Genomic DNA, 12,377 nt, shown 5'->3' on the forward strand with positions numbered 1-12,377 from the left:
GACCTCGCCTCCTCAGTGCCCGTTGAGCAAAGAGCGAGAATGCGCGCAAGATCGCCGTGCAGCAGCGCGTCCAATCCCCCCTCCTCGCGCGGGCCGAGTTCGATCTTCTCGATCAGCGAGCGGATCAGCTCCATCGCCTCATCCTTGTGCGTGGCATCCTCAAGGAGGCTTTCCAGTTCTTCGACCTTGCGGCGGTAAACCGCCGCGAGGTTCGGATGCACCGAAACGTTCGGTACGATGTTCGAGTTTGCTTGCTGCCCGAGAAGGCTCACCTTCTCGGCCTCCAACTCTGAAAGGCGCGCCTTCATCGAAGGCTGGTGCAGCCGGTCCTCGATCGCTCGCATGATGCCGTCGATCTTGCGTTGAACGCCCAGGAGCTTTGATTCGAGTTCCGCCGCCTTGCCACTTGCCTCCTTCGTCAGCCGACTCACCTCCTCCTGATACGCTCGGGTAAACTCCGCGACGAGATCCGGCGTGAGGAGGTCTCGCAATCTGGATCTCGGTTGCCTTCGCCCAGACCGACCCGCTGCCCTCGTGGAACGACGGTCCGGCGAAACAGGCGATCGTCGCCTTCGTCACCGACGTGACCCGGGAAGGATCCCCCGACTTCGTTCCGCCGCCGGAGCGGATCGCCACGTTCGACAATGACGGGACGCTGTGGATCGAGCAGCCGATCTACGTGCAGTTCGCCTACGCGCTCGACCGGGTCAAGGCGCTGGCGCCGCAGCATCCGGAATGGAAGGACACGCAGCCCTTCAAGGCGGTGCTCGACGCCGACATGACGGCACTTGCCGCCACCGGGGAGAAAGGGGCCGTCGAGATCGTCGCCACGACCCATGCCGGCATGACGCCGGAGGAGTTCCGGCAAGGCGTCAAGGAATGGCTCGCGACCGCCAAGCACCCGCGCTTCGGCCGCCGCTACGACGAGCTCGTGTACCAGCCCATGCTGGAAGTCTTGGCCTACCTGCGCGCCAACGGGTTCAAGACCTACATCGCGTCCGGCGGGGGAGCCGAATTCATCCGGGCTTTCGCCGAAGAGCGCTACGGCATCCCGCCGGAGCAGATCATCGGCTCCCGCATCGTCACGAAGTACGAGCGCCGTGATGGCCGGCCGACGCTGTTTCGCCTGCCCCAGGTCGACTTCGTGGATGACGGTCCCGGCAAGCCCGTCGGCATCAACCAGGCGATCGGCCGCCGGCCGATCGCCGCCTTCGGGAACTCCGACGGCGATCTCGAGATGCTGCAATGGACCACCGAGGCGGGCAAACGCAGGCTTGGTCTTGTGGTGCATCACACCGATGCGGAGCGGGAATACGCCTACGATCGCCAATCGAAGGTCGGCCACCTCGACAAGGCGCTCGAGGCCCCCGCCGTGCCCGGGTGGACCTACCACGTCACCCCCTATGGCTGGCTCACCGCGCTGACGGGCACCCAGACCGTGCGCGGGCGCTCGGTGAAGGTCGATGCGAGCTTCATCGACATCGTCGAGAAGAGCGATAGCCTTGTAGCCTTGATGGGCAACATCGAGGCCCGCAACGGCCCGTTTGCGCTCTACGGCGATCAGGTCTGGAGCAAGGTCGGTGTCGAGGGCGGCAATGTCCGCACGCGCACCTTGGCACCGGGCGTGACCGGAACGCTCGGCACCTCTCTCAACCTCGACATCGAGATGGCCATCATCGAGGTCGGGGCTGCCTACGAGGTCGTGCGCTCGGGGTCGCTGGCGTTCAATATCCTCGCTGGCGCGCGCTACTGGCACTAGGAAGCGGATCTTTCGTTCGACATCGCAGGTGCGGTCGACATCGGCGACCTCCAGATCGCCGGTGCTCGGGTGTTCGCCCGCTCCGGGTCCGTCGACTGGCTCGATCCGGTGATCGGTGCCCGGATCCGCTATGCGATGGCGCCGGGCCATGAGCTCTTCCTGCGCGGCGACATCGGCGGCTTCGGCGTCGGGAGCGACTTTCCTGGCAGGCTATCGGCGGCTACGGTTTCGAGTTCGGCACCTACCAGGGCATCACATTCTCGGGCGTGATCGGGTACCGGGCCCTCTCTGTCGACTATGTCCAAGGCGAGGGCCGCCGTCGCTACGAGTTCGACATGATCCAGCACGGGCCGATCCTCGGCATCAGCGCTCGGTTCTGATCTCGCATCCCCGTGTGCAAAAACCTGCAGGAAAGGGGTATGTGAGGACAATCGTCGAAGGTCTGGAAGCGGGCAACCAGCGACGTAGGGCGGATGCATCTGAACGTCCGCTCTCTGTCCTCATTCCGACGCTGGAGCAACGTGAACGCTTGTCCGTTGACCAGATCTGCGGAAGGCCCTTGCTTCACATTGCGGAAGTATTGTCCGGACATCCGCGGAGGGCGAATGACTGAGCTTCACGCCACAGATCGCAGTGGCACAACCTTAGGCTCGGTGATTTTTGAGCTCAGGTCCTCACCTTCCGCTCACTTCTGTCTCGGACTCTCGACGTCTAATAAGTGAGAGCAGCCACAGTGGAGTTCGGCTCTTCGGACAACTGCCAAGTGACCCCGCCTGAGAGAAAGGCGGTTGCAGGTTTGGTCGCCATTGTTGGGTTTGCCGGATGGTAGTAATATGAAATTGCCTGATCCGGCTGTGCCATCGCGTAATAGTTTGCGGTTTGGTTGGCATCGAGCCGTACGCTCACCGCCGCAGATCGGAGTAAGATTTCAACTTCACGGAGGGACACCCAATGGCAACGGTCCCTGAGTGGCGTCTGGCCGGCGACTGGTTCGACATCTGCAGTTGTGACATCCCCTGCCCCTGTGAGTTCGCCCAAGCCCCAACGAATAACGCCTGCCAGGGCATGCTGGCATGGCATGTCCGGCAAGGTCATTTTGGCGATGTCCAGTTGGACAATCTGAATCTGCTCGCCCTTGCGGCCTTTGAGGGCAACGTATGGGCTGGGGACGCGGCGGTCGCGATGGGCCTCTTTATCGATGAAAAAGCCGACGGGCAGCAGCGCGAGGCCCTGCAGCGGATCTTTGTCGGTGAAGCCGGCGGGTGGCCTGCCCAGTTTGCCGCTCTGATCGGCGAATTCCGGGGCATCGAATTCGTCCCCATCACCTTTGAAGTCGCGCACGATCTTGCCTTCTGGCGAGCCGAGATCCCAAACCGGGTCGTCGGGCGAGCGGAGGCCCTGACTGGGCCGACAACACCGCCGGGTCAGCGGGTCCAGACGCTCAATCCGCCGGGATCCGAGGTCGGACCCGGGCAAGTCGCCACCTGGGGCCGATCGGTCGATGTGCGCACAGAGGGATTTGGCTTCCAATGGTCCGGTGAGAGTCGGTCGAGCAAGCACATCCCGTTTGCCTGGGCCGGACCGGACCCCGTCTCGCCTTGAGAGGTCTGCCGGTGCCCGAGCCTATCTCAAACAGAACCGGCCACCCTGCAAAGCTGCACCCGGTGCTTTCTCCGGCACGGGCGCGGTTGTCCCTACTGCTGTCGCTCGGCGTCCTGACCGCAGGAGCTTGGGCGCTGACTCTGTATCAAGCCTTCGTCATGGCCAAGCCGACGGGCATCGCGGTACCTAGCGGCTCGACAATGGAGGGCATGAGCATGGACAGCATGAGCGGGATGGCGATGACGGGCACGCCAGTAGTCGTCTGGTCGCTGCAGGAAGCGGTTGCGTTTGTGGCAATGTGGACAGTGATGATGGCGGCGATGATGCTTCCCGCCATGACGCCAATGGTGCTGACCTTCGCGGCCGCCCAGGCGCGGCGAGTACGGATCATGACCATCCCGACGTGGATTTTCATTGCCGGATACCTGCTGGTCTGGCTGGCTGCCGGCCTGCTCGTCTACATCCTTGTCCAAGCCGGCAGCTCGGTTATCGCCCACCTGTCCAGCGCCGAGTGGGAGCGCTGGATGCCTCTCGCCCTCGGGGCCGTTCTCGTCGGCGCCGGGCTGTATCAGTTCACCCCGCTCAAACGCACGTGCCTTGCCCATTGTCGCTCGCCCTTGGCGTTTGTTGCCCTGCACTGGCGCGATGGTCGAGCCGGTGCTCTCCGGATGGGCCTTCGGCACGGCGTTTATTGTCTTGGCTGTTGTTGGGCCCTGTTCGCCGTACTGGTTGCTGCCGGCGTGATGAGCGTGGCCTGGATGCTTTTGCTGACGCTTGTGGTCGCCATCGAGAAGCTGCTGCCGCTAGGTCAGCGGGCATCGGCGGGCATCGGCGTTGCGCTGCTCATCCTCGGGGTGGCTGTTGGTAGCGGCGCCGCTTTGATGCCATGGCTTGCCGCGGCCATCGGGCGCGGGCCAGGGTAGGTGCGCGATGGAAGCGATGGTTCATGAACAGATTCTGGACGAGCGCCTCGCGGCCTTAGAGGCAGCTCGTGCCTGGAACCCGCGCGTGATGTCCAAGCTGGAGAGCCACATCCGGGTGGCCGATGATGTCGCCCTGTTCCGGATCAATCCGATCCGGTTTGCCACTGAGAAAAACATCGCTGAGGCCGAGACCATCGATCTGTTCCTGCACGGAGCGTTCCTGGGCCTATTCGAGATGGACTGGCTTCTGCTCTGCTCAGCCTGCTCCTGCGTGGTTGAGAGCTTTGGCAGCCTCAAGGGGGTGCGCAATCAGTTCCACTGTGCCATGTGCCGGGCTGATGTGGAAGCAACGCTCGACGACTACATCGCGGTCACCTTCACGGTCTCACCGCAGATCAGATCGATCGCATTCCATAGGCCCGAGACCCTTACAGCCCAGGATTTTGCATTCGCCTACAAGCTGACGGATGAGGGACTGCTGCCCGACGGAACACCTTTCGTCCAGATGCTCAGGTCCTGGACTTCCGCCGTCAGCTACCTGCCGCCAGGAATGACGCAGCTCGAGGTCAACGCCAAGGTAGGGCTCCTGCATGCCTGGGGACCCGACACTGATGCCGGTTTTGACTTCCGGGTTGAAGGCGAACCGGCTACGTCACCTCAAATCGCCCGCATCCGCTACCTGGGTAACCGTTGCGAGCCAGCCGAGGGCACTGTGGCGCCAGGACGGATTGTGTTTGAGATCGAGAATGAAACTGGTCAGCAAGGATTTCTTGGCATCTCCGCCGTGCCTGCCAAGGACCTGCCGATCCTGGCGATTCCCGAACTCGACTTCCTGTCCTACCTGTCAGGCAGCCGCCTGCTTGCGACCCAGACCTTTCGAGACCTGTTCCGCTCGGAAGCGATCCGGGCGGTCGAGGGGATCCGTGTCCGGGACATCACGTTGCTCTTCACCGACCTGAAAGGCTCGACCGACCTCTATGATCGGATCGGCGATCTCAACGCCCTGTCCCTAGTGCAGCAGCACTTCGAGCGATTGCGAGATGTCACGGTCCGGCATGGCGGTGCGATTATCAAGACCATCGGCGATGCTGTCATGGCCGCTTTTGTCGAGCCGGCGGATGCCGTCCGGGCTGCACTTGCGATGCTGCAGGACATGGAAGTGTTCAATGGCCGCTTGCCGAGCCGGGAGGTCATTCTCAAGGTCGGCATTCACCGGGGAGCGGCCATCGCGGTCACGCTGAACGAGCGCCTCGATTACTTCGGTCAAACGGTCAACATCGCAGCCCGCGTTCAGAACCTATCGGGCGCAAAGGAGATCTGTCTGACGGGTGAAGTTCTGAGCGCACCGGGCGTCAAAGACATTCTGGCGCCCTTTGCCATGCAGCAGGAGATGGCCCAGCTGAAGGGGATACATCAGCAGATCCCGGTCTTCCGGATCGGTTCCGCGAATTCTCCGGCTGTGTAACGTTTGCTCTTCGCCGCTTCGCGGAATTACGACCTACTTCCGAGAAGTGCGACAAGCGGTCCTTACGCTTCGAGCCATCGGCATACGAATGGTCTCCATCCTTGCTAATGACGGATGCGCCGTTCTCAACCACGGTAGCTTGGAGCATCGACGCGCAAGGCGAACACCGCCGAGGATTGCCGTCGGATAAAGTACCACACGTTCTGATCGCAGACGCAACCATGGGTGAAGATTATGCGCTGCCATCACTGGCTTAGAACCTTGACATTGCTGCGCTTGAGAATGGCAGACATCAGCGCGTGCAAGCTTTGCATTTCAGGTGCCCTATCCATATAGATTGGCTCTCTTTTCAAGGCATGGGTGTCGCACACCAGCTATTCTGGATCGCGGAGGTCTCGACCGGCCCCGACCTCGTTCCGGACTACCTGACTTCCGTGCAGGAGGGCGGCTTCTACGGATGGCCTTACAGCTATTGGGGCCAGAACGTGGGCCCGCGCGCACAGCCGCAGGATCCGGAGAAGGTCGCTGCGGCGATCCGCCCGGATTATAGCCTGGGATCGCATGCCCGCGCCAGCGGGCCTTGCGGCGAGCGGGTCGAGAAGTCCGTCGCTGCGAGGATGTGCATGGTTCGTCTCCTGTAAGTTCGGATGGGCCGGAGTTTGCACACAACCTCGACCGAACTCCCGTATTCCGTTTTCCGGGCTGGCCGCTGCTACCCGATCTGGTCGATCACGAGCTTCCGGATCTCCTCGCGGGTCAGAGGGTTGGGTTGAGGTGCCCACGCCGGAACCACGACAGCCTTTGCTTCGGCTGGCCGAAGATTGCGCGACTCCCTGGTGTCCAAGATCTTGTTTTCGGATTTCACCCTTCTTCTCCTTTTCCGCTGCTTGGAAAGTCCCTGCGGCATGTTCCCGTTTCGGATTCGGGCGCCAAGGCTGGCCATTCGCTCGGGCTGGAAATGCACCCGTCGCAACGTGATCTTGCGCCGACCGCCCGTTGGCCCGTGCCATTCCATGGACTGTCCCCCTGACAGACCGATCAGGGCCGTACCGACCGCCATCAGGACCGAGAACCGTCCGGCATTCGAATCCTCCTCACCCGGATACACCAAGGTAATGCGGCGGGTCTGGCCGGTCACCTCATCCTGGTATTCGACCTCCGAATGCATCGTCACGACATCCGGGCGGATTGCGCCGGGTGCCGCGATCATCGCGCGATTGAGCCCGTCTGCCAGCATCTCGGCGACCGTGTAGCGTTGATTGTGAACGCCAGCGGACGCGATCCGGGACAGTCGATCGTAATCGATCGCAGAGATGGTGATGGGAGGCAGGTTCAAATCATCCATTGTCTTCTCCAATTCGGCATGGTGCCCGCAACCAAGAAGCGGCAAGCATTCAAGCTCTTCGTGTCAGGACCGTCCGCAGACGATGACCGAGACCGGATCGCTGGCCGGAAAAGTCTCCATCAGGGCGTTGTCAAGCCGACGGTCGAGATCGTCCCACGCGTTATCATGCCGCTCGCCTGACGGATCGGGTGCGTTCCCGCCAGGCTCCACTTCACCCGGCAGAAGCCTGAACTGGACATCTTCCACGACGACCTCGTGCCATGGCCCGCTGCGGTCCGTCCGGAACGGCATGCAGTCGCCCACGCGAAGACCGAGCAACGCGATTCCCAGTGGCGTCAGCACCGACAGTTCGGCACCCAGCCAGAGCAGGTCCTGTGGATGGACCAGGACGTGCGCCGTCGGCCGTCCGCCATCGATCCTGTACGTGACGTTCGCATTGGTCGAGACCACGTCGTCAGGCAACGCGTCGGGATGGCAAAGCGTAGCCCGACGCAGCTCGGACATCAGGAACTGGCGATGCGGCTTGCGCTCGTGGCGATCCATGGCGGCGACGGACATGAGACGGTTGTAATCATGCGTTGCGATGGTGACCTGCGGCAGGTCGATGTTTGTGTTCATGAGATGATCCTCTTGGACGCACCGATCCGGGTTCGCGAGCGCGCTGCCTCGAGACAGACGGCCGCTCTCACCCGTGACCGGGCTTGCTGGATTCAGTTTTGCAAGATTGGTCATGACCCCGAACCACAGCGGCGCATGGCGCGCGCCCGAGTTCGGGGTTCAGCGGCCTGCGAAGAGGCAGCCTCCGCGGAGAACGAGAATGTGACGCGATGTAATCATGACAATACGAACGTAATCATCAAAAGATGATATTCAAGAATTGGGACTGTTGTAGAATGCTCCAGAGCGTGAAGGCAGCCTGATCCCGATCTGGAGCTTCGAACCCGCACCCCTCCTAAAACAACGTGTTGGTGTCCCGCAGTTGCCGTTGATCACGCGTTCGCGATATCCTGACGGAGAAACACCGATGACCCTCCTCCACATCGAGGCCGGGCCCTTCGATTTCGAAGCGAGGCTCGAGCAGGAAGCCGCACCGAAGACTTGCGAACTGTTCCTGAATCTGCTGCCCTACAAGCAGCGGATCATTCACGTGCGCTGGAGCGGAGAAGGTTGTTGGATCCCCCTCGGCAGTACCAATTTCGGCCTCGCTTTCGAAAATGCGACAAGCTATCCGGCGCCCGGTCAGTTCATCTTCTATCCTGGCGGCTTCAGCGAAACCGAACTGCTTCTGGCTTACGGTGGGGTCCGTTTCGCGAGCAAGATGGGCCAGCTCGCGGGCAATCATTTCCTGACGATCAGCAAGGGGCAGGACAATCTCTTTGCGCTCGGCACGAAGACCCTCTGGGAAGGCGCGCAGGACATCCTGTTTGAGCGTCTCGACTGAACTCTTTCCCCATGAGGTTATGCAGAAAGCCATGGCCGGCATCCTGGCACGTCACGGCACCCTTGCAACATGTGCCCTTCCCGCAACAGGGCAGCGCCTTCTGGCTCAAATCGGCAGCAAGAGGTGCGGGCCGCGTCCAAGCTTCACAATTCCGCCCCAAACCGGCCTAGTCTCCCAACCATTGCAAGCGGGAGAGAGCCAGCGTGCTGGCCGCCGAAGGAGCAACCGCCCCGGAAACTCTCAGGCACCGAGGACCGCTTGTCGGTGAAACACTCTGAAAAGCGGAGCGTCCCGCTCCCGCCCACGGTGTAAGTCGCGCCCGAGCAAGTCGGCTGCGATGAAGCTCTCAGGCCAATGACAGAGGGGGCTCGCATGCAATCCGCGTGCGGAGCCTTTTCGGAGCCTGATCATGCATTTCCCCCACTATCCTCGTGCGCACCGATGCCGGGCCATCTTGGCCTGCGAACCTGCGCCCCTCGGCCAGCAGCACGCCCTGTAAGCTGGCGCAGGCGCTCACTAACTGAGCCCCGCCTCGATCCGACTGCACGCTTCCCCGCTCGTGAACCACACGTCCATCACGGATCCGTGCGGCGCAAGGGCCGGAAGCGTGCGTGCGGATGTCATCCTCTTAACCTCCCGTCAAAAGCAAACTCATCCCATGTCTCCTTTCAGTCTCCTCTCTCGCCGGAACCCGTCCAAGCACCTTGCGGTGATCGGCATCACGCTGCTGGCCCTGACACTGGCGGGCTGCGTCTCGACGCAGACGCTTCAGGACGCTGCTCTCGAGGCGCCGCATCCGACCTACGTCGCCATGTATGGACCGCAGCCGAACGAGAAGTTTCCCCTCCCGGCCACCGACATCTCGACCGTCGATCCGCAGTTTCTCCGGCGCGAAGTCGCCTACGACACCCGGGAGCGGCCCGGCACCATCGTGGTCGACACGGCCAACCGTCACCTGTACCTCGTGCGGGAGAACGGACGCGCGCTCCGCTACGGCATTGGGGTGGGCGCCGACGGCATGAAATGGGCGGGACGGGCGCAGGTGGACCGCAAGGCGACTTGGCCGCGCTGGACACCCACCGCCGCGATGATCAAGCGCGATCCCGAGCGCAATCGGCGCTGGGCGAACGGCATGTCTCCGGGACCGAACAATCCCCTGGGGCCGCGGGCGCTCTACCTCTTCCAGGATGGCCTGTCGGCCGAACTGAGAAACTGCCCCCCTGACGAAACGAAGAACTGACCCCCTCCTTGGCAAAGGAGGAATAGATGTCGACTGGGGTTTCAGTGGATCCTGCATTGTCGCGGACGATGCGGGGAGAGGAGATGCTTCAGGCTGAGGAGGTGGCCGCGATGCTGCGGCTTCATGAGCTTGGCTGGGGTGCCAAGCGGCTGGCCAAGGAATTCGGCTGCGCCCGCAACACAGTGCGGCGGTATTTGCGCGAGGGCGGGGCTGTGGCGTTCCGCAAGCCCGTGCGCCGGACCGCGTTCGACGGCTTGGATGACTGGCTGCGGGAGCGCTTCTTCCGGCATGGCGGCAATGCCGACGTGGTCCGCCAGGAACTGGCGAGCGAGCACGGGATCGTCATCGGGCTGCGCTCGGTGGAGTTGCGGGTGCAACGCTGGCGCCGCGAGCTGAAGGCGCAGATGCGCGCAACCGTGCGGTTTGAGACGGCACCGGGTCAGCAGATGCAGATCGACTTCGGCGACACGCGGGTGTGGATCGGTGGCGAGCGGGTGCGGGTGCACCTGTTTGTGGCCACCCTGGGCTACTCGCGCCGGCTGCATATCCGTCCCTCGCTGCGGGAACGCCAGGCGGACTGGTTCGAGGGTATGGAAGGCGCCTTTCTGCGCTTTGGCGGGGTTCCGGCCGAAGTGCTGTTCGACAATGCCAAGGCGCTGGTCGAGCATCACGATGCGGCAACACGGGAGGTGCGCTTCAATGGACGGCTTCACGCCTTTGCCCGCTACTGGGGATTTACCCCGCGCGTCTGTGCGCCCTACCGGGCGCGCACCAAGGAAAGGACGAGCGTGGGGTCGGCTACGTCAAGAAGAACGCCATTGCCGGCCGCTGCTTCGAGAGCTGGGCGGCCCTCGAGGCCCATCTGGACCGGTGGACGCGCGAGATCGCCGATCAGCGGGTGCATGGCACGACAGGCGTGGCTCCGGCGGAGCGCTTTGCGTCCGAGGCCGGGGCGCTTCGCCCCTCGGCGGACGAGCCCCGTTTGGGCAGTTGCGGGATCTGGTGCGCAAGGTTCAGGCGGACTGCGCCATCGACCTGGACACGAACAGCTACTCGGTGCCCTGGCGGCTGATCGGGGAGAGCGTCCAGGTGGTGGTGCTGGGTGGGCGGGTGATCGTGCGCCATGCCGGTGAGGTGGTGGCCGACCATGCCTTGTGCCGGGGGCGCCGGCAACGGATTGTCGAGCGGGCGCACCTGACCGGCGTGGTCGGCGCGGCCGGGCCGGTGCGATCGGCGTCGGCGGACCTCGATCCGCCTCCCGCCCTGTTGCGGCCGCTGGCCGAGTATGAGGCGCTTGTGGGAGGAGGCTGGTGATGACGGGTGTCGATCACGAGGGGCTGGTGACGATGCTCGACCGGCTCAAGCTGACGGCGATCCGCGACCAGCTCGACACGCTGCTGGACGAAGCAGCCCGTTCCGACATGACCTTGCGCGAGGCCCTGGCGTTCCTGGTTAGGCGCGAGATCGCACGGCGCGACGAGCGGCGGATTGCCATGGCGAGCAAGATCGCGCAGTTCCCGTTTGTGCGGGAACTCGACGGCTTTGAGTTCGACGCGCAGCCGTCGCTGGATCCGCGGCAGATCCGGGAGTTGGCGACCTGCCGCTGGATTGCGCATGGTGACGCGGTTTTGCTTTTAGGACCTCCAGGCACCGGCAAGACCCATTTAGCGGTGGCGCTCGGGCGGGAGGCGATCCGGCAGACCTGCAGCGTGCAGTTCGTCACGGCTGCCACGCTGGTGGCGATGCTGGCCAAGGCCCATGACGATGGCGTGCTCGACAAGCAGCTGACGATCCTAGCACGGCCGAAGCTGCTGATCATCGACGAGCTCGGCTACCTGCCGTTCGAAGCCAATGCAGCGCATCTGTTCTTCCAGCTGGTATCGCGCCGCTACGAGCGCGGCTCGATCCTGATCACCTCCAACCGCTCCGTGGGCGAATGGGGATCGGTGTTTGGCGACGCCGTTGTGGCGACGGCGATTCTGGATCGCCTGCTGCATCATTCGACGGTGATCACCATCCGCGGTGACAGCTACCGGCTGCGCGAAAAGCGCCGTTCCGGCCTACTGCAAAAGGCTGGAGCGGCATTCGAAACCGAGGGAGCCACAAAGCAATGAGAGGGGGTTAGATCTTCAATTCGCTCAAGGGGTCAATTCTTCGGTTCGCTTGACATGGCCGGGACACCTTGTACCGGATCCACGGCACCACCGAGCCTGGCACCATCGGCGAGGCCGTGTCGAGCGGCTGCATCCGGATGCTCAATCCCGACATTCTCGACCTCTACAACCGCGTCCCGGTCGGAACCCCGGTGGTCGTCCTCCCGGACACGCGGACGGCCGATGCCACTATGGAGCCATCCGCTTAACTCGCCCAACCTTGGTTGCGGGCGCTCATCCGTCATCCAACCGATCCGGAGCGGCGCATGCATTGAGCCGCAGATCGCTCCAACCGGGTTGCCGATGGTTTGGGTAGGGACCGTCGGACGTACTGCCGCCCCCATCGGTCCCTACCCTGGCGTAAAATTTGTCAGGCCAAGTCCTTGCGTCTTGGCCTTCATGTCAACCATATTGGGTGACATCGCCCCAGTTTCGGAGTTTCGTCCGCG

General features: G+C 63.0%; 11 protein-coding genes, 3 pseudogenes and 1 riboswitch (1 of these 15 only partly in view). Of the genes and pseudogenes, 11 read left to right on the forward strand and 3 right to left on the reverse strand.

Features of this window, described 5'->3' with window-relative positions:
- A protein-coding gene (locus ACD578_RS09325; protein ID WP_404292490.1) for a hypothetical protein crosses the window boundary here: on the reverse strand, nt 1–491 show its 5' portion. Its footprint begins 112 nt before the window's first position; the window shows 491 of its 603 coding nt (coding positions 1–491); it begins with the start codon at nt 489–491; the stop codon falls past the left edge of the window.
- On the opposite strand from ACD578_RS09325, the pseudogene ACD578_RS09330 reads away from it, so the two are divergent.
- The 6 genes and pseudogenes from ACD578_RS09330 to ACD578_RS09355 form a co-directional block, all read left to right on the forward strand.
- A pseudogene (locus tag ACD578_RS09330) lies at nt 491–1,387 on the forward strand (HAD family hydrolase); the annotation flags it as partial. The gene ACD578_RS09325 and the pseudogene ACD578_RS09330 overlap by 1 nt on opposite strands.
- A gap of 441 nt (nt 1,388–1,828) precedes the next feature.
- Complete coding sequence (locus tag ACD578_RS09335) at nt 1,829–2,029, forward strand: hypothetical protein (protein ID WP_404292491.1); 201 nt, start codon at nt 1,829–1,831, stop codon at nt 2,027–2,029.
- Nucleotides 2,030–2,710: 681 nt separating this feature from the next.
- Nucleotides 2,711–3,361 carry a DUF1326 domain-containing protein gene (locus tag ACD578_RS09340; protein ID WP_404292492.1) on the forward strand — a complete coding sequence of 217 codons (651 nt, stop codon included), beginning with the start codon at nt 2,711–2,713 and terminating at the stop codon, nt 3,359–3,361.
- Between the two features lie 11 nt (nt 3,362–3,372).
- Entirely contained in the window at nt 3,373–4,284 is a 912-nt protein-coding gene (locus tag ACD578_RS09345; protein WP_404292493.1) for a DUF2182 domain-containing protein, read from the forward strand.
- Between the two features lie 16 nt (nt 4,285–4,300).
- Nucleotides 4,301–5,749, forward strand: a complete 1,449-nt coding sequence (locus ACD578_RS09350) for a DUF5939 domain-containing protein (RefSeq protein ID WP_404292494.1) — start codon at nt 4,301–4,303, stop codon at nt 5,747–5,749.
- Between the two features lie 356 nt (nt 5,750–6,105).
- Entirely contained in the window at nt 6,106–6,390 is a 285-nt protein-coding gene (locus tag ACD578_RS09355) for a hypothetical protein (RefSeq protein ID WP_404292496.1), read from the forward strand.
- A 71-nt stretch (nt 6,391–6,461) separates the two neighbouring features.
- Here ACD578_RS09355 and rnk read toward each other — a convergent pair whose 3' ends face one another.
- Together rnk and ACD578_RS09365 are read right to left on the reverse strand one after the other, a co-directional pair.
- The gene (gene rnk / locus ACD578_RS09360; protein ID WP_404292497.1) at nt 6,462–7,094 is read right to left on the reverse strand and encodes a nucleoside diphosphate kinase regulator; all 633 of its coding nucleotides are present in this window, start codon (nt 7,092–7,094) and stop codon (nt 6,462–6,464) included.
- Between the two features lie 63 nt (nt 7,095–7,157).
- The gene (locus ACD578_RS09365) at nt 7,158–7,712 is read right to left on the reverse strand and encodes a transcription elongation factor GreAB (RefSeq protein WP_404292498.1); all 555 of its coding nucleotides are present in this window, start codon (nt 7,710–7,712) and stop codon (nt 7,158–7,160) included.
- A gap of 406 nt (nt 7,713–8,118) precedes the next feature.
- Here ACD578_RS09365 and ACD578_RS09370 point away from each other — a divergent pair, with 406 nt between their 5' ends.
- The 5 genes and pseudogenes from ACD578_RS09370 to ACD578_RS09390 form a co-directional block, all read left to right on the forward strand.
- On the forward strand, nt 8,119–8,535 hold the full coding sequence (locus ACD578_RS09370) for a DUF3830 family protein (protein ID WP_404292500.1): 417 nt from the start codon (nt 8,119–8,121) through the stop codon (nt 8,533–8,535).
- 178 nt (nt 8,536–8,713) lie between these two features.
- Nucleotides 8,714–8,802: riboswitch (glycine riboswitch) on the forward strand.
- A gap of 391 nt (nt 8,803–9,193) precedes the next feature.
- Nucleotides 9,194–9,775 carry a L,D-transpeptidase gene (locus tag ACD578_RS09375; protein ID WP_404292502.1) on the forward strand — a complete coding sequence of 194 codons (582 nt, stop codon included), beginning with the start codon at nt 9,194–9,196 and terminating at the stop codon, nt 9,773–9,775.
- Between the two features lie 26 nt (nt 9,776–9,801).
- A pseudogene (gene istA / locus ACD578_RS09380) lies at nt 9,802–11,089 on the forward strand (IS21 family transposase).
- A complete protein-coding gene (gene istB / locus ACD578_RS09385) occupies nt 11,089–11,889 on the forward strand; it encodes an IS21-like element helper ATPase IstB (RefSeq protein WP_404292504.1) in 801 nt (266 codons plus the stop codon). The pseudogene istA and the gene istB overlap by 1 nt, the downstream one beginning before the upstream one ends.
- A gap of 56 nt (nt 11,890–11,945) precedes the next feature.
- Nucleotides 11,946–12,137 (forward strand): annotated as a pseudogene (locus ACD578_RS09390) (L,D-transpeptidase); the annotation flags it as partial.
- Nucleotides 12,138–12,377 lie beyond the last annotated feature (240 nt).

The sequence above is a fragment of the Microvirga sp. RSM25 genome (genome assembly GCF_044784385.1).
GTDB classification, from domain to species: domain Bacteria; phylum Pseudomonadota; class Alphaproteobacteria; order Rhizobiales; family Beijerinckiaceae; genus Microvirga; species Microvirga tunisiensis.